We start from the raw sequence: 17,657 nt of genomic DNA, 5'->3' as shown, positions 1-17,657 counted from the left end.
TTAGTTTTCGATGATGTTGTTCATACGGCAGAACAAGATCAAATCGGCAATATTGTTAATGCCCAGCTTGTCAAAGACTCTAGTCTTATAGGTTGCCACGGTCTTATTGCTAATGTGCAGTAAGTCTGATATCTGCTGATTGGTATTGCCTTTGCCGAGATACTTCATGACTTGTAGCTCGCGATCGGATATTAGCGCTAACTTATCGTTGTCACTTAAAGAGGTGTTACCATTCTTCCCGTGCGTGAAGAAGGTGTACCCCTGTGAGATAGCAACACATGCCGCCAAAATGACATCAGCATCAGCAGTCTTATTCACAAAACCATGGGCTCCTAGAGAGCGCACTCTACCCCCGTAGACCGCTTCATCTAAGCTAGATAAAACCAGAATGCGAACGTCTGGGTACATCAAACCAACCCGGCGAATGACATCAAAGCCATCAGTCTTGGGCATATCCAAATCTAAGATCACCATATTGGGATTGACTTCTTTGATTGAGCGAAGACACTCTTCTCCATGCTGCGCTTGTCCTGCTATCTCAAAAAGCAATTGATCCTGCAACATACTTTTTAATGCCATCAGCATTGCTGGATGGTCATCTACCAACATCACGCGTTTTCTCATTACTTGTCTCCGTTTAGGTTTTTATGAGGGTGCAGCGAAAAAATGGCCTTAGCGATACGGCTATCGCTCGTGTGTAACATTTGATGTCGACTTACCGGTGGCATCATCAGTCCGCCATAGCAGTGGTGCGCTCCCATTGCCATGACATTTTCTAAATCCTTTACCAGGGTGATGTTGCCGGCATAGATTTGGGTGTGGAATTTCTGGTGAAGAGAAATCATTGCATTTGGCAATCCTTCTGCACGGAATTGCCCTATATCGATATGTATGCCTTCGGGTTCCATTTCTTCAATCCACCGGATTTGAGAGCTACTTCCAGAAAAATCTAGAAGATGAATCAAAACGCCGAGGCGGCGCATTCTCAATAGGCCCTCCATACAGGAATGCATGGAGTCAACATCATTGAGCTTATTAATACCCAAACTGATAAGACCAACCGGGAGTCGTGAGTTCAGGATGAGGTCGCTTAAAGCATCAATGAACCCGGCTGAAGCTAAGTGTTGAGCCGGCAGAGGCAAGATGCCTGGAATGAAGCGACCGCTTCGGTACCAATAGGTAATCGTATCCAAGCCCTCCATGAATAATTTGAGGAGCTGTGTGTCGGTGGCTGCCAGTAATGGTCTAAATAATGAGCTCGTCAGCTTGCTTCCTTGGCTATTAAAGATAGGTTCGTTGCTAATCGCTTGTCGTTGGGACCAGGATTGGTGTTCTTCGAGCGCTTCGCCACTAAGACCTAGCCAGGGCTGGCCACAGGCGTCGCGCACTTCTTGGAAGGGTTTGTTCTTCCAGGCCTTTACAAGCGTGTACAGCCGGGATTTCGGGCTCATCAGCATTCTCCAATCATTGAATAGCCAGTCTAGGCAGGTCAGATTGGAGCGGTAAGGGCTTAAGGCTTATTTATATGTAGGAATCTACCTACTTGCCTGCCTCCATTATAGAAAGCGCAGGAATCCCTTTTGAAATTTAAGGTGAATTTGCCCTTGAAATCCCTGGGATCAGACCTATATAATCAGCACTCCCTACACGCGAGGGCTAAAATAGGCTTATTTAGCTGAAAAGCTTGTTGCCTTCGTGTTAAGAGACTGCAACACATTGATTTATATTGGTTTTTTAATTAGTTAACACTTACTAACATAGGAGAAGGAATGAATCTGCGTCCTTTACATGATCGCGTAATCATTAAACGTTTAGATCAAGAATCAAAAACTGCCTCTGGAATCATTATTCCGGATGCTGCTGCTGAAAAGCCGGATCAAGGCGAAGTATTGGCAGTTGGCCCAGGCAAGCGTGATGACAGCGGTAAGTTGAATGCACCAGACGTCAAAGTTGGCGATCGCGTGTTATTTGGCAAATATGCAGGTCAAACAGTTAAGGTCGGCAGCGACGAGCTTCTCGTAATGCGCGAAGAAGACATCATGGCTGTTGTACAGAAGTAATCGGTACCTAAGAAAGGAACTCAATCATGGCAGCAAAAGACGTCGTATTTGGAGATAACGCCCGTACCAAGATGGTAGAAGGCGTAAACGTTCTTGCGAACGCAGTAAAAACAACTTTGGGACCAAAAGGTCGCAACGTGGTTATCGAGCGTTCATTTGGCGGCCCAACCATCACTAAAGATGGTGTATCCGTAGCAAAAGAAATCGAACTCAAAGACAAGCTCCAGAACATGGGTGCTCAGATGGTGAAGGAAGTTGCTTCCAAAACCAATGACATCGCTGGTGACGGTACAACTACCGCTACTGTATTGGCTCAGTCTATCGTTCGCGAAGGTATGAAATACGTAGTTTCAGGTCACAACCCAATGGACTTGAAGCGCGGTATTGATAAAGCGGTTGCAGCTGCAATCGAAGAACTCAAGAAGATCAGCAAGCCTTGCACAACTACTAAGGAAATCGCTCAAGTTGGCTCAATCTCAGCTAACAGCGATCACAGCATTGGTCAGCGTATTGCTGAAGCAATGGAAAAAGTAGGTAAAGAAGGTGTTATCACTGTTGAAGATGGCAAGTCATTGGAAGATGAGTTGGAAGTAGTTGAAGGTATGCAGTTTGACCGCGGCTACCTCTCTCCATACTTCATTAACCAACCTGAAAAGCAAGTTGCCGTATTGGAAACTCCATACGTTCTCTTGTTTGACAAGAAGGTAAGCAACATCCGTGATTTGCTCCCAGTACTCGAGCAAGTAGCGAAGTCTAGTCGTCCATTGTTGATCATTGCAGAAGATGTTGAAGGCGAAGCCTTAGCAACTTTGGTTGTGAACAATATCCGCGGCATCATCAAGACTTGTACTGTTAAGGCTCCTGGCTTTGGTGATCGTCGTAAAGCCATGTTGGAAGACGTTGCGATTTTGACTGGCGGTACAGTGATCACTGAAGAAATCGGCCTCACACTCGAGAAAACAACTCTTGAGCACTTGGGTCAAGCGAAGCGTATCGAAGTGGGCAAAGAAAACACCATCATCATTGACGGTGCTGGCGATGCTAAAGCAATCGAAGCGCGCGTGAAGAATATCCGTGTTCAGATCGATGAAGCAACTAGTGACTACGACAAAGAGAAATTGCAAGAGCGCGTTGCTAAATTGGCAGGCGGTGTTGCAGTGATTCGTGTTGGTGCTGCTACTGAAGTTGAAATGAAAGAAAAGAAAGGCCGCGTTGATGATGCATTGCACGCAACTCGTGCAGCGGTTGAAGAAGGTATTGTTGCTGGCGGTGGCGTAGCATTGTTACGTGCGATGCAAGGTATCAAGGGCTTGAAAGGCGACAACGCTGACCAAGATGCTGGTATCAATATCGTATTGCGCGCAATGGAAGAGCCAATTCGTATCATCGTTTCTAACGCAGGCGACGAAGCTAGCGTAGTTGTTAATGCAGTGTTGGCTAGCAAAGGCAACAACGGTTACAACGCAGCAACAGGTGAATACGGCGACCTCGTAGCTCAAGGTGTGATTGACCCAACTAAGGTAACAAAAACTGCATTGGTTAATGCGGCTTCTGTTGCAGCCTTATTGTTGACTACTGATTGCGCAATCTGCGAAGCACCAAAGGATGATTCCGCTGGTGGCGGTATGCCTGATATGAGCGGCATGGGTGGAATGGGCGGCATGATGTAATAGCCGTAATTTCCTCAGCTATCAAGCTGTAGAAACTAAAACGCCTGGTTCAAAAGACCAGGCGTTTTTTATTATGGAATAGGATTGATTTCTAAGCTCACTTCTCCCGAATTGTTAAGGGGGTTCCGACCGTTCCTGCATAGACAACAATTAAGTCAACTGGCTCAGTCCTTGGGTTTGAGCCGTAGTGCCATTCTTTAAAAAGTTCTACCAATGGCTCACCCGCTTTGAGGGTTATTTTTTCACCAGTTTTTGTAAAGATGTTGAGTTCACCCTCGAGCAAAACTCCAGCATTAATAACGGGATGCATATGCCATATGCATTGGTATGGATGCGCCCGGAGCAAATCTATATCGAATAATAGTAATTTCAGCTTGACCTTCGCCATATGAGGGAAGTACGGCACCGTTCCATGACTTTGTAGTTTTGATTAAGACATTAGCTTCTACGCCCAGAATATCAGTATAGTAATGTTTTCGTTCTGTATCGGCCTGAACATATTGAGATGCTATAGATATGAAAATGAGCGCGATAAATTTAAGTAGTTTCATTTGAATAATGAATAGGTAGGAATAAAAAACGGTGGGTAAGTTTTTGACTTATCCACCGTTTAACTTGCTGCCCATCTAAATTTCACTTAGATGAATACAGCTAGATACTTAGCTGACAGACTTCACCATATCTTCCACAACTTTCTTCGCATCACCGAAGACCATCATGGTTTTGTCCATGTAGAAGAGTTCATTATCAAGACCTGCATAACCTGCAGCCATGGAGCGCTTGTTCACGATGATCGTTTTAGCTTTGAATGCTTCTAGTATTGGCATGCCGAAGATTGGGCTACCTGGTGTGCGGGCGGCTGGGTTAACAACGTCGTTTGCACCAAGTACCAAAACCACATCAGCTTGACCAAAGTCGCTATTGATGTCTTCCATCTCAAATACTTGATCGTATGGAACTTCAGCTTCGGCTAAGAGTACGTTCATATGACCAGGCATACGACCGGCCACTGGGTGAATCGCATATTTCACGGTCACGCCATGATGAGTTAACTTCTCTGTCAATTCTTTGAGAGCATGTTGAGCGCGGGCAACTGCTAAGCCGTAACCAGGAACAATCACCACAGTGTCGGCATTTTCCATAAGGAAGGCCGCATCTTCTGGGGAGCCAGTTTTGTAGTTCTTTGGACCGCCATCATCAGCGCCACCAGCAGAAGCTTCAGCGCCAAAGCCGCCAAGTAATACCGCCAAGATAGAGCGATTCATGGCCTTACACATGATGTAAGACAGAATTGCACCAGAAGATCCCACGCAAGCGCCGGCAATAATCAAAACTGGGTTGTTCAATGTGAATCCAATACCTGCAGCTGCCCAACCAGAGTAGCTGTTTAGCATCGATACCACCACCGGCATATCAGCACCACCGATTGGGATGATCAATGTCACGCCCAATACCAAGGCAATGGCACACATTACCAAGAATGCTTCGTGGCTGCCTGTCATGAAATACATAACGCCACCAGAAACCATGCCGATAGCAAGAATCAAATTGAGTAAATGTTGACCGGCAAAAGTCACTGGTTTACCGCTCACTTTTCCTGATAATTTGCCGAAAGCAATAACGGAAGCTGTGAAGGTAATCGCACCAATAAATGCGCCAATGAAGAGTTCGATCTTTTGTGCGCCAGTGTGATCATGAGCAGGGTTGTATACCGCTGCAATAGCAATCAATACTGCTGACAAACCAACAAAGGAGTGCATGAGCGCGACGAGCTCAGGCATCTTCGTCATCTGCACGCGCTTAGCAGCAATCGTTCCAATGATGGCGCCACCAACAATTGCGGCAATAATCAATGAGAAGACTGGCTTAAAGTCAGGAATCATGAAGGTGGTGATGACGGCCAGTAGCATGCCGACCATGCCGAAGGTATTGCCTTGGCGTGAAGTAGTTGGTGAAGACAATCCACGCAAAGCGAGGATGAACAGCACCGATGAAATGAGATAGGAAATCGCGGTTATGTTTGACATTATTGTGGTCTCTATAAGATCTTGTTCTAGTTTTATTTAGTTCCAGCCGCATCAGCCTTAGGGGCTTTTTTCTTGAACATCTCCAGCATGCGACGGGTGACCATAAAGCCACCAAAAATATTGATTGACGCTAAGAAGACTGCCACCGCACCAATGATGCTGGTGAGCGTGATCTCATCGCCACCAATCACTTCGGTTTGAAGTAAGGCGCCAACAATAATGATTCCAGAAATAGCATTAGTAACCGCCATGAGTGGCGTATGTAGTGCGGGAGTGACATTCCAAACTACGTGGTAACCAACAAAAATGGCCAACACAAACACGGTGATGTTTTGGATTGTGAGGATGCTTTGAAAAGCAGCGAGATCCATGATGTTTCCTTTGAATGATTTTTATTAGTTTTTACGGATGGCTTGGCCATCACGGCACATGAGGCAGGCAGTAACAATGTCGTCATCCGTTGGGATTACTAACTTCGCCTCAGCATCAACGATCAGTTTCATGAAGTCGAGTAAGTTACGGGCATATAAAGCAGAAGCATCTGCAGCCACCATACTTGCGAGATTGGTGTAACCAATAATCTTCACACCATTTTTTTCAACGATCTTGTCAGCCTCTGTCAAAGGACAGTTGCCTGAGCCGTTGTCGCCACGATCAGCTGCTAAGTCGATCACGATAGAGCCTGGTTTCATATTGGCAACGGTATCGCTGTGCAATAAGACAGGTGGCTTACGACCAGGAATCAAAGCAGTGGTAATCACAATGTCAGCTTGTTGAGCGCGTTCAGCAACGAGAGCTGCTTGACGCTTCATCCAGGCTTCTGGCATTGGGCGAGCATAGCCGCCAACACCTTGAGCGATCTCACGTTCCTCATCAGTTTCATAAGGAACGTCAACAAACTTAGCGCCGAGAGATTCAATTTGTTCTTTGGCGGCAGGGCGTACATCGGATGCTTCGATAACGGCGCCTAAACGCTTTGCAGTTGCAATCGCTTGAAGGCCGGCAACACCAGCTCCCAAGATCAGCACACGAGCTGCTTTTACAGTACCCGCTGCAGTCATCAGCATTGGCATAAAACGCTGATACTCATTGGCTGCGACCATGACGGCTTTGTAGCCTGCGATGTTCGCTTGTGAAGACAGAACGTCCATACTTTGGGCGCGTGTGGTTCGTGGAGCAGCCTCTAATGAGAATGCGGTCACACCTTGCGCAGCCATGGCTGCAATATTGTCGTTATCAAATGGGTCAAGCATGCCAAGAAGCACGCTGCCATATTTAATTTGTTTAAGCTCGGCGGCTTCGGGCGCACGTACTTTGAGAACGATCTCTGCACCAAAGGCGTCAGAAGCGCTACCAATTGTTGCGCCAACGGCTTCATAGGCAGAATCTGGCTGGCTGGCTGTAACACCTGCATCCTTTTGAATAACAACCGTATGACCTTGGCTAATTAGCTTCTTAACGGTTTCCGGTGTGGCGGCAACCCGAGTTTCCCCAGGTCTGATTTCCAGCGGTACTCCTATGCGCATGGCATGTCTCCAAATGCTAATGATTCAAATAATCTATTTTAGGTATATATACGCGAATACACATACATATGCATACCCTTATGTTTTGTGCCGGCTCATTTAAGCTCTTCAGGCTAACTTGAGTTAAGGCTTCTACAATGGGGTTTTCAGCTTATATTGAATTCTCGCATTTTTTGATGATCCCGCTCAATTCTTCCGCAATACCAGCCTCAAAGCCATCCAAAGTCGTTGTAGGCATGTCTGGAGGGGTAGATTCGTCTATTGCGGCCTGGATGCTGAAGCAGCAAGGCCATGAAGTGATTGGCCTTTTCATGAAAAACTGGGAAGACGATGACAATGATGAGTATTGCTCCGCTCGCCAGGATTGGCTGGATGTGGTGTCAGTGGCAGACCTCATCGGAATTGATGTTGAGGCGGTCAATTTTGCTGCCGAGTACCGAGAGCGCGTATTTGCCGAGTTTTTGCGTGAATACGCTGCAGGGCGAACGCCCAACCCTGATATATTGTGCAATGCAGAAATTAAGTTCAAAGCCTTTTTAGACCATGCAATGAGCTTGGGTGCAGATGCGATTGCTACCGGCCACTATGCGCGGGTTCGACATGAAGGTGGTCGAGTGCAACTATTGAAGGCACTCGATGCCAGTAAGGATCAAAGCTATTTCTTGCACCGCTTAACCCAAGCTCAATTAGCAAACGTTCTTTTCCCGCTTGGGGAAATTCCAAAGACAGAGGTCCGCAAGATCGCCGAGCAAATTGGTTTACACAATGCGCGCAAAAAAGATTCCACTGGGATTTGCTTTATTGGCGAACGCCCCTTCCGTGAGTTCTTAAACCGCTACTTGCCTCGTACACCTGGACCCATTAAAACCCCTGAAGGCAAAACGGTGGGAGAGCATATGGGGCTTGCCTTTTTCACTCTAGGTCAGCGTAAAGGTATTGGCTTGGGCGGCAGTCAAGATGGCAATGGGGATGCTTGGTATGCCGCCCGCAAAGACGTAGTGAATAACACTCTATATGTGGCACAAGGGCACGAGCACCCATGGCTTCTAGCCAATCAGCTTTCTGCAATTGATGCGAGTTGGGTTGCGGGCGCAGCTCCAACGCCTGGCCAGTATTCTGCAAAAACCCGCTATCGCCAAGCTGACTCTGCATGCTCGCTAGTCGCAGGAGTTGAAGGGCCCCTCAGTTTCCAATTAACTTTTCCAGAGGCTCAGTGGGCAGTGACGCCTGGCCAGTCTGCTGTTTTGTATGACGGCGACATTTGCTTAGGCGGTGGAATTATTTCCGCCTAAGTACCCTCAAATACTTTAGAAGTAATTCCTGAATTTAGGCCTCTGGAGGCGCTGTTTCTGCAAAGGAAGGTCTTTGCATCAACTTTTGATACAGAGCGTCTAAATTGGGGTATTGAGCTTGCCAAGCGACATTTGAGAAGCGGAATACTATATAGCCCAGTGCGCACCCCACTGCAATATCAGCCAAAGTCATCTGGTTGCCATGACACCAGGCGTTTTCGCCTAATTCACGGGACATTTGGGCTAAAGCAGCATTGATTTTGCCCATTTGGCGCTCAAGCCAGGCATCACTTTGCTGCTCAGGCGTATGAAACGTATGCTCTAAACGAGCCAAAATGCCAGCATCCTCAATCCCATCAGCCAAAGCCTCCCAGGTTTTGACTGTGGCACGTTCGCGGCTACCTGCCGGAATCAGCTTTCCTACTGGGCTCAGGGTGTCGGCATACTCCGCAATGACTCGAGAGTCATAAATAGCCTCGCCATCATCCAAAATCAAGCAAGGAATCTTGCCCAGGGGGTTATTGATGGCAATTTTGGTATCTGCAGCCCAGACATTTTCCAGTTCCAGGTCTACGTCAACCTTTTTTCCATGAGAACAATGCGTACCTTGCGTACGTAGGGGCTAGTGAGGGATCCGATGAGTTTCATATTGCCAAGTATAGCTATCTCAGCCAAATCGGGTTGCCCCTAAGAACGATTAAAATCAGGGTTTATTGACATATTCAATGTAAAGGCAATATTCGTGAGTCAGCCGATTTCTACCCTTAATGCACTTTCCCCTTTAGATGGTCGCTATGCCGGCAAACTGGATGCCTTAAGGCCTTGGTTATCCGAGGCCGCATTTATGCGCCAGCGCGTGTTTGTTGAGATTCATTGGCTATTGGCATTGGCCTCGGCAGGTCTTCCTGATGTGCCAAAAATTAGTGCAGCAGATGAGGCATTTTTATTGTCTTTGCCTGAAAACTTCTCTGATGCCGATGCGCAGCGCATTAAGGACATTGAGGCAGTGACCAACCATGATGTAAAAGCGGTTGAGTATTTCTTAAAAGAAAAAGTGGCTGGTCGACCAGACCTATTAAAAGCCAGTGAATTTATTCACTTCGCTTGCACTTCCGAAGACATTAACAATACTTCACATGGTTTGATGTTGCGTGGGGCGCGTGACGAAGTGTTATTGCCACAACTCAGAAAAGTTCTTTCCGTATTAACGGATTTGGCAATTGAGAATGCCAAGGTTCCTTTGTTGTCACGTACGCATGGTCAGCCAGCTTCCCCAAGCACCTTGGGTAAAGAGTTGGCCAATATTGCGAAACGTCTAGAGCGAGCGATTGCAACGATTGCCGCAGTGCCGCTTTTAGGAAAGATGAATGGCGCGGTTGGTAATTACAATGCCCACTTATCTGCTTATCCAAATTTTGATTGGGAAAATTTTTCCAAAAACGTAGTCGAAAAGCGTTTAGGTCTCACATTTAATCCGTACACAATTCAGATTGAGCCGCACGATGGCATGGCTGAACTGTTTGATGCGATTGCTCGCGCCAACACAATCTTGTTGGATATGGACCGTGATTTCTGGGCCTACATTTCGATCGGTTACTTTAAGCAACGCACTAAAGCAGGTGAGATTGGATCTTCAACCATGCCGCATAAAGTGAACCCAATTGACTTTGAAAACTCCGAAGGCAACTTGGGTGTAGCCAATGCTTTATTGCGTCACCTGGCTGAGAAGTTACCAATTTCTCGTTGGCAGCGTGACCTTACTGATTCAACTGTATTGCGCAACCTCGGCCCAGCTTTTGGCCACAGCGTTTTAGCTTATGACAGCGCCTTGCGTGGCCTTGGTAAATTGGAAGTAAACCATGCGGCGATCGCTGCGGACTTAGATGAGTGCTGGGAAGTGTTAGCAGAGCCAGTGCAAACTGTCATGCGTCGTTATGGCATTGAGAATCCGTATGAGCAACTCAAAGAGCTCACTCGTGGCAAAGGAATTAATCAGGCTGATTTGCAAACTTTCATTCGTGGATTACAAATTCCTGATGATGCAAAAACCTTGTTGCTCGAGATGACACCATCTTCCTATTTGGGCAAGGCGGTCGAGTTGACCGAACATCTGAAAAAGTGAGTTTGACCCCAAACCTTGGGCGTGCACCGCAGGATTTGCAATACGGTGCCCGCCCCAAGATCTGGTTTGCTGTTTATCAACTGCTTTGGCATCTCTTATTGCCCTTTGCATTCATTCGCCTTGCCTGGCGCACGCGCCACTCATCTGACTATTTAAATCATTTCTCTGAGCGTCTAGGCTTTTCTTACGACAAAAATATCACTCAGGGATCGGTATGGATTCATGCGGTATCAGTTGGTGAAACCAGGGCTGCCCAACCTTTAGTGGAGGCTTATCTAGAGCGTGGCGAAACAGTTCTGCTGACCCATATGACGCTTAATGGCCGTCGCACTGGTGCCGCCTTATTTGCTAAAGCGATTGCTGCTGGTCAACTACGTCAAGTCTATTTGCCTTATGACCTTTGCTGGTCAGTTGCTAATTTCATTCGTACATTTAAGCCAAAGTTCGGGCTGTTTATGGAAACTGAAGCTTGGCCAACCGTAGTCTTCTATTGCGCAGAAATCAGCCTGCCATTATTTTTGGTGAACGCACGCTTATCTGAGCGCAGTGCGCGTCGTGTAAACCGATTTGGTAAGGCTGGAAGATCTTTGTTTCAAGCGTTTGCAGGCATCTTGGCCCAAACTCAATTCGATGCTGACCGCTACCGTAGCCTTGGCGTAAAAAATGTGGAGATTGTTGGCAACCTCAAATTTGATGTACCGCTAGATTCAAGCCTGGTCCAACAGGGCAAATCTTGGAAACAAGAGTTGCACTCAAATCAGCGTCTGATGGTTTGTGCTGCTAGTACTCGTGATGGTGAGGAGGCAATTATTTTGCAAGCGTGGAGGGATTTGCTCCTCAGCAATGCTTTTGATGTGGCCCCATTACTTTGCTTGGTGCCCCGTCACCCCGAGCGTTTCTCGGAAGTGGCAAATCAAATTCAGGATGCTGAATTGAAATTTCGTCCCCGCTCAGAATGGATTGAAGCGCCAAAGGGTGGTGCTGATGTGGATGTGATTCTGGGTGACTCCATGGGCGAAATGCCCATGTATTACAGTGCTGCTGATTTGGTGGTGATGGGTGGCAGCCTTCTTCCGTTTGGCGGTCAGAATCTAATTGAAGCATGTGCTGCTGGTTGTCCGGTATTACTCGGTGAGCACACCTACAACTTTCAGCAGGCTGCTTTGGATGCTATCAAGATGGGCGCTGCAAAGCGTATTCAGGGTGAGCTTATCTTGAGTGAGCCAGTGGCTCTCATGGAAGCTTTAAAAGAATTGCTTTTGAATACTGCCGAACTGGCAAGGATGTCGAGCGCTGCGACTGCTTACTCGATTGAGCATCAAGGTGCGACTAAGAAAATATTAGCCGCCCTCGAGCATCAGAATTTCACACTAAACTAATCGCACAGATAGAGCTCAGACCTGAGCTCCAAAGTTTGGATCATCATTGCGGGCTGCATCATCAGGCTTGCGATCGCCCTTCACCAAATCTTCGCGGGTAACGCCAAGCCACATTGCTAAAGCCGCTGCGACGAATACAGAAGAGTAAATACCAAACAAAATACCAATGGTTAGTGCTAAGGCAAAGTAAAAGAGGGTAGGGCCACCAAAAATCAGCATCGCCACAACCATCATCTCGGTACTACCGTGAGTAATCACGGTGCGGCTAATGGTGCTGGTAATTGCGTTATCAATGATTTCGCGGGTATTCATCTTGCGGTACTTGCGGAAGTTTTCGCGAATACGGTCAAAGATCACCACTGACTCATTGACTGAGTAACCCAGCACAGCCAGAACTGCGGCCAAAACGGAGAGTGAGAATTCCCATTGGAAGAAAGCAAAGAATCCCAAAATAATGACGATGTCATGTAAGTTTGCAATGATGCCGGCAACAGCAAATTTCCACTCAAAGCGGAAAGAGAGATAAACCACGATGCCAATCACTACAAACAACAAGGCTATTAATCCATCAATTGCTAGTTCACGACCTACTTGGGGGCCTACGAACTCCACGCGCTGTAGCTTTGCTCCAGTTGTTGCCGGCTCAAGTGCTTGCATCACAGCCGCACTTTGATCTGCAGAGGAAATCATTTTTCCTTCAGCATCTTTTTGGAGTGGTAGGCGAATCATCACATCACGTGAGCTACCAAAGTTCTGAATCTGGGTATCGGAATAACCTAACTTTTCCACATTCGATCTAATTGAATCTAATGGGGCGGTTTGTGGGTAAGTAACTTCCATTACCGTACCGCCAGTGAATTCAATTGATAGATGAAGTCCGTTATGCCAGAGGAAGAAAACGGCGGCTAAGAAGGTGATGAGAGAGACCGCATTGAGCGCCAATGCATGGCGCATAAAGGGAATATCTTTTTTGATCCGGAAAAATTCCATGACTTATTTCTCCTGAGGACGCCAAACTTGGCCGATAGCGAGTTTTTGAATTTTTTTACCTCTGTCGTACCAGAGATTAACCAGGCCGCGTGAGAAAAAGACCGCTGAAAACATGGAAGTCAAAATACCAAGGCAATGCACTACCGCGAAGCCTTTAATTGGACCGGAGCCAAATGTTAGCAATGCAAGACCAGCAATTAAGGTAGTGATATTTGAATCCAAGATAGTTGCCCAAGCTTTATCAAAGCCAATAGCAATAGCTGTTTGCGGTGCAGCGCCATTACGTAGCTCCTCACGAATACGCTCGTTAATTAACACGTTGGAGTCAATCGCCATACCCAGTGCCAATGCCATCGCAGCAATACCTGGCAAGGTTAAGGTGGCTTGCAGCATGGATAAAACGGAGATTAAGAGCAGTAAGTTCACTGCTAGTGCCACAACTGAGAAAGTGCCAAACAAGAGGTAGTAGGCAATCATGAAAATAGCGATTGCTGTAAAACCAATGATGAGAGATTTAAAGCCTTTCTCAATATTTTCAGCGCCGAGACTTGGTCCAATCGTCCGCTCTTCAATGATTTCCATTGGGGCTGCTAAGGAACCCGCACGCAACAAGAGTGCCAAATCATTCGCACTCTCAGTAGTTGGTTGACCGGTGATCTGAAACTTGGAGCCAAACTCGCTTTGAATGGTGGCGATTGTGAGAACCTCACCTTTGCCTTTTTCAAACAAGATCATGCCCATTGGCTTGCCAATGTTTTCACGGGTCACTTCTTGCATTACGCGACCACCAGCAGCATCTAAAGAAATGTTCACTGCAGGACGTTGGTTTTGGTCGAAGCCTGCGCTTGCATCTGTAATGCGATCGCCACTAAAGATCACAGATTTTTTGAATACGCCTTGGCGGTTTTCACCAAAGCGGAAAACATCCATTCCTGGGGGCGGGGTTTCACCAATCGCAATAGTTGAGACGATGGGGTCAGCTAATCTGGACTCCAGTGTTGCTGTGCGACCAATGATGTCTTTGGCGCGAGCAGTATCTTGTACGCCTGGCAGTTGAACAACAATGCGCTCTGCACCTTGCTGTTGAATGACTGGCTCTTTAACAGCTAACTCATTCACACGCTTATTGAGTGTCACGATATTTTGCTTCACTGCGTTGTCTTGGATTTCTTTCAAGGCAGTTGGCTTAAATTCGCCTACGAGTTTAGGTGATAGCCCAGTAGGCTTAATTTGCCAGATCAGATCAGGCTGACTAGCCATCAACACTGAACGTGCTTTTTCAGCATCTTCAGTGTTGCCAAAAGTTAAAGTAATACTGTCCTGGCCGCGCTCAATCCCTTGTTGACGAATCGATTTGTCACGCAACTGACTACGAATATCGGTTGCTAAAGAAGTGACCTTCTTTTGAACTGCGCCCTTCATATCTACTTGCAGCAAGAAGTAAACACCGCCACGCAAGTCAAGGCCGAGAGGCATCGGTAATGCATTGAGTGCATTGAGCCAGCTTGGCGTATTGGAGAGTAGATTTAATGCAACTGTGAAATTAGGATCATTTTGATCAATATTCAATTTCTGTTGCAGCAAGTCACGCACACGCAATTGAGTATCGGTATTGTTGAAGCGAATTTTGATTGAACCTACATTGCCTGTGGATTCAAAGAAGATGCCAGTATTGCTAATGTTGTGATCAGTCAGAATCTTTTCGACTCGAGACTGTGTCGCCAAATCAACCTTAGTGGTTGGTTTGGCGGACGAGACTTGAACCGCTGGAGCCTCCCCGTAGAAATTGGGTAATGAATATAGTCCTCCAATCAGCAGGGCGAATAGGATGACTATGTATTTCCAGAGGGGATAGCGATTCATATCGAGATACTTTTAAACAAGCTTATTAAGCAGACTTCATTGAGCCTTTTGGCAATACTGTTGTAATGGCGCTTTTTTGCATTTGCACTTCAGTGCCAGCAGAAATTTCAACAGTCACTACTTGGTCTTTCAATGCGGTCACTTTGCCGATGATGCCGCCAACAGTCACTACTTCATCGCCAACAGAAAGAGACTCAAGCATTGCTTTAGTTTCCTTTTGACGCTTCATTTGTGGGCGAATCATGATGAAGTACAAAACTACAAACATCAAAATCAGGGGAAGGAAGCTCATCAAGCCACCAGAATCTGCACCCGCGGCTGGAGCCTGGGCAAAAGCGTTACTAATCCACATACAAAACCTCCATCAGTTACTAATTGGAAACTGCTTCAGTTTTAGGCTTTTAAAGCAAAGCCGTAAACCCGCAATTCTAAACTGTATGGGGCTTAGAGGGCTGATTTCAGGTCAATAGGGGGGTGCCCATTGATGCTCTAGGGCTATTAATCCTGTCCAGGCTCTACGCCACGCTGACGATTTCGATGGAATTCCTCGCGATAGGCACTAAATCGATCCTTGGCAAGGGAGTCCCTCACCTCTTCCATGAGCTGGAGGTAGTAGGAGAGATTGTGAATCGTATTAAGCTGTGACCCAAGGATTTCATTCGCCTTTTGTAGATGGTTTAGATAGGATCTGGTGAAGTTTTTACAGGTGTAGCAGGCGCAGGTAGGGTCGACAGGGCGGTCATCGTCCTTGTAGCCTGAATTACGGAGCTTTAGGTCGCCAAAGCGGGTAAAAAGCCAGCCATTTCGAGCATTGCGAGTTGGCATCACGCAGTCAAACATATCGATGCCTAGGCTGACGCCGAGCATGAGGTCTTCTGGTGTCCCAACCCCCATCAAGTAATGAGGCATATGCTCTGGCAGCTTGGGGGCTGTGAAATTCAGAATGCGCTCAAACTCGGGTTTCGGTTCTCCAACGGACAGGCCTCCAATGGCAATGCCATCAAAACCTTGTTGGCTGACAGCATCCAAGGAGAATTCTCGTAAATTCTCGAACATGCCACCTTGAACAATGCCAAAGAGGTCATTGCCTGTTTCGAGCTCGCGAAAGCGTTTTAAGGAGCGATCACCCCAACGCAGGGACATCTCTAGTGAAGCGCGCGCAGTTTTTTCTGAGGTTGCTTGTCCTTTGACTTCGTAAGGCGTGCACTCATCAAATTGCATAGCAATGTCACTATTGAGTACCGCCTGAATTTCCATCGACACTTCTGGAGACATGAATAACTTATCACCATTAATCGGGGAGGCGAAGGTCACACCCTCTTCAGAAATTTTTCTCAGCGCTCCCAAGCTAAAGACCTGAAAGCCGCCTGAGTCAGTGAGGATGGGCTTATCCCAGCCCATGAAGCGGTGTAAGCCACCATGCTTCTTAATCACATCCAAACCAGGTCGTAGCCACAGATGAAAGGTGTTACCTAAAATAATTTGCGCCTTGGCTTCATTCAAATCCCGAGGTGTCATGGCCTTCACCGTTCCATATGTTCCGACTGGCATAAAGATCGGCGTTTGAACGCTGCCATGAGGAAGGTCAAGTTGGCCAAGACGCGCAGGGCTCGCAGAGTCACGCGCGAGAATATTAAAGTGAACGGGTTTTGTCATGTGCTTGTTTGGTTGGGACGGCTTAAGAACATCGCATCGCCGTAGCTAAAAAAGCGATATTCATTTTGGATGGCGTGTTGATAGGCATGGCGGATATTGTCTACACCAGCAAATGCGCTCACCAACATCAGTAAGGTCGATTTTGGTAGATGAAAGTTTGTAAGCAAACAATCTACAGTCTTGAAGATATAGCCGGGGGTAATAAATAAATTGGTTTCGCCACTGGCTTGTTGGTTTTTAGCCTGACTCTCTAAGGCGCGTAGACTCGTCGTCCCGACAGCAATGACTCGGTCACCTGTTTTGTGAGTGGTTTTAATTGCTTCAATAGTTTCTACTGGAACCGAAAACCACTCATAGTGCATTTTGTGTTTGCTCAGGTCTTCTTCGCGAACCGGTGTGAAGGTGCCTGCGCCCACATGGAGGGTGACGGTAGCTTGATTAACTCCAAGCTCATTTAGCTTCTTCAAAATAGCTTCATCAAAGTGCAATCCTGCTGTAGGGGCTGCTACAGCACCAGGGTTTTTGGCAACCACAGTTTGATAGCGATTGGCATCTTCCTGATTTGGCTGATGCTCTATGTACGGTGGCAGCGGTAATTCACCGAAGCGATCAAGTAAATCAAAGACATTATCGGAAAAGCGCACTTCGTAGAAGCGGCCATCACAGCCAAGCATTTCCACTGGGAAGGTTTCACCCGCTTTGTTGTAGACATGGACAATGCTCCCGGTCTTGGGAACTTTGGAAGCTCTAATTTGTACCCAGGCTTGTTGATCGCCACTGATGCGTTCAATGAGGAGCTCCACATTGCCACCAGTCTCTTTTTTACCATGTAGGCGCGCAGGAATCACCTTGGTGTCATTAAATACGACTAAATCCCCAGGTTTGATAAGGTTAAGAATGTCTGGGAATTTCCGATCGATCAATTGGGCGACATTACCCCCCTCTATATTCAGTTCTAAGAGGCGACTATCCGCTCTATTGGCCAGGGGATGCTGGGCAATTAGTTCGGGCGGGAGGTCGTAATTAAAGTCGGAAAGTTGCATAGCATTACCATCAGGTATTGGATTTTAAC

Annotated in this window: 16 protein-coding genes and 1 pseudogene; 5 read left to right on the top strand and 12 right to left on the bottom strand. The window is 46.9% G+C overall.

Translation table 11 applies throughout. The annotated features are described in order from the left end of the window. Together DXE44_RS07920 and DXE44_RS07915 are read right to left on the bottom strand one after the other, a co-directional pair. The gene (locus DXE44_RS07920; protein ID WP_114653958.1) at window positions 1-624 is read right to left on the bottom strand and encodes a response regulator transcription factor; all 624 of its coding nucleotides are present in this window, start codon (window positions 622-624) and stop codon (window positions 1-3) included. Then, window positions 624-1,451 (bottom strand): EAL domain-containing protein, encoded by an 828-nt coding sequence (locus tag DXE44_RS07915; protein ID WP_114654402.1) that lies wholly within the window; start codon window positions 1,449-1,451, stop codon window positions 624-626. Before DXE44_RS07915 ends, DXE44_RS07920 begins: the two co-directional genes overlap by 1 nt. A 318-nt stretch (window positions 1,452-1,769) precedes the next feature. On the opposite strand from DXE44_RS07915, the gene DXE44_RS07910 reads away from it, so the two are divergent. Both DXE44_RS07910 and groL read left to right on the top strand, forming a co-directional pair. After that, on the top strand, window positions 1,770-2,060 hold the full coding sequence (locus tag DXE44_RS07910) for a co-chaperone GroES (protein ID WP_015421939.1): 291 nt from the start codon (window positions 1,770-1,772) through the stop codon (window positions 2,058-2,060). A 26-nt stretch (window positions 2,061-2,086) separates the two neighbouring features. Beyond that, window positions 2,087-3,730, top strand: coding sequence for a chaperonin GroEL (groL, locus tag DXE44_RS07905; RefSeq protein WP_114653957.1), 1,644 nt, complete (start codon window positions 2,087-2,089; stop codon window positions 3,728-3,730). Window positions 3,731-3,827: 97 nt separating this feature from the next. Here groL and DXE44_RS07900 read toward each other — a convergent pair whose 3' ends face one another. From DXE44_RS07900 to DXE44_RS07885, 4 genes are all read right to left on the bottom strand, one after another. Beyond that, window positions 3,828-4,040, bottom strand: coding sequence for a cupin domain-containing protein (locus DXE44_RS07900; protein WP_162785906.1), 213 nt, complete (start codon window positions 4,038-4,040; stop codon window positions 3,828-3,830). A 349-nt stretch (window positions 4,041-4,389) separates the two neighbouring features. Further along, on the bottom strand, window positions 4,390-5,757 hold the full coding sequence (locus tag DXE44_RS07895; protein WP_114653955.1) for an NAD(P)(+) transhydrogenase (Re/Si-specific) subunit beta: 1,368 nt from the start codon (window positions 5,755-5,757) through the stop codon (window positions 4,390-4,392). A 32-nt stretch (window positions 5,758-5,789) separates the two neighbouring features. Further along, window positions 5,790-6,128, bottom strand: a complete 339-nt coding sequence (locus tag DXE44_RS07890; RefSeq protein ID WP_114653954.1) for a proton-translocating transhydrogenase family protein — start codon at window positions 6,126-6,128, stop codon at window positions 5,790-5,792. Between the two features lie 24 nt (window positions 6,129-6,152). After that, a complete protein-coding gene (locus tag DXE44_RS07885) occupies window positions 6,153-7,283 on the bottom strand; it encodes a Re/Si-specific NAD(P)(+) transhydrogenase subunit alpha (protein WP_114653953.1) in 1,131 nt (376 codons plus the stop codon). Between the two features lie 176 nt (window positions 7,284-7,459). Between DXE44_RS07885 and mnmA the strand changes: the two genes are divergently transcribed. Next, window positions 7,460-8,575, top strand: a complete 1,116-nt coding sequence (mnmA, locus tag DXE44_RS07880; protein WP_114654401.1) for a tRNA 2-thiouridine(34) synthase MnmA — start codon at window positions 7,460-7,462, stop codon at window positions 8,573-8,575. Window positions 8,576-8,609: 34 nt separating this feature from the next. Here mnmA and DXE44_RS07875 read toward each other — a convergent pair. Then, window positions 8,610-9,223: pseudogene (locus tag DXE44_RS07875) on the bottom strand (glutathione S-transferase N-terminal domain-containing protein). Window positions 9,224-9,317: 94 nt separating this feature from the next. On the opposite strand from DXE44_RS07875, the gene purB reads away from it, so the two are divergent. Continuing rightward, window positions 9,318-10,697: an adenylosuccinate lyase gene (gene purB, locus DXE44_RS07870; RefSeq protein ID WP_114653952.1), complete on the top strand. Its 1,380-nt coding sequence runs from the start codon at window positions 9,318-9,320 to the stop codon at window positions 10,695-10,697. Next, complete coding sequence (locus DXE44_RS07865; RefSeq protein WP_114653951.1) at window positions 10,694-12,076, top strand: 3-deoxy-D-manno-octulosonic acid transferase; 1,383 nt, start codon at window positions 10,694-10,696, stop codon at window positions 12,074-12,076. Before purB ends, DXE44_RS07865 begins: the two co-directional genes overlap by 4 nt. 15 nt (window positions 12,077-12,091) lie before the next feature. Here the strand turns inward: DXE44_RS07865 and secF are convergent, their stop codons facing one another. From secF to queA, 5 genes are all read right to left on the bottom strand, one after another. Next, a complete protein-coding gene (gene secF / locus DXE44_RS07860) occupies window positions 12,092-13,066 on the bottom strand; it encodes a protein translocase subunit SecF (protein WP_114653950.1) in 975 nt (324 codons plus the stop codon). A 3-nt stretch (window positions 13,067-13,069) separates the two neighbouring features. After that, on the bottom strand, window positions 13,070-14,929 hold the full coding sequence (gene secD, locus DXE44_RS07855) for a protein translocase subunit SecD (RefSeq protein ID WP_114653949.1): 1,860 nt from the start codon (window positions 14,927-14,929) through the stop codon (window positions 13,070-13,072). Window positions 14,930-14,954: 25 nt separating this feature from the next. Beyond that, window positions 14,955-15,281, bottom strand: a complete 327-nt coding sequence (gene yajC, locus DXE44_RS07850) for a preprotein translocase subunit YajC (RefSeq protein WP_114653948.1) — start codon at window positions 15,279-15,281, stop codon at window positions 14,955-14,957. Between the two features lie 146 nt (window positions 15,282-15,427). After that, window positions 15,428-16,585, bottom strand: coding sequence for a tRNA guanosine(34) transglycosylase Tgt (gene tgt / locus DXE44_RS07845; protein WP_114653947.1), 1,158 nt, complete (start codon window positions 16,583-16,585; stop codon window positions 15,428-15,430). After that, window positions 16,582-17,628, bottom strand: coding sequence for a tRNA preQ1(34) S-adenosylmethionine ribosyltransferase-isomerase QueA (gene queA, locus DXE44_RS07840; RefSeq protein WP_114653946.1), 1,047 nt, complete (start codon window positions 17,626-17,628; stop codon window positions 16,582-16,584). Before queA ends, tgt begins: the two co-directional genes overlap by 4 nt. Between the last annotated feature and the right edge of the window lie 29 nt (window positions 17,629-17,657).

It is taken from the genome of Polynucleobacter necessarius (assembly GCF_900095175.1).
Classification (GTDB): Bacteria; Pseudomonadota; Gammaproteobacteria; order Burkholderiales; family Burkholderiaceae; genus Polynucleobacter; species Polynucleobacter necessarius_I.
This window is presented reverse-complemented; position numbering and strand designations above follow the sequence as displayed.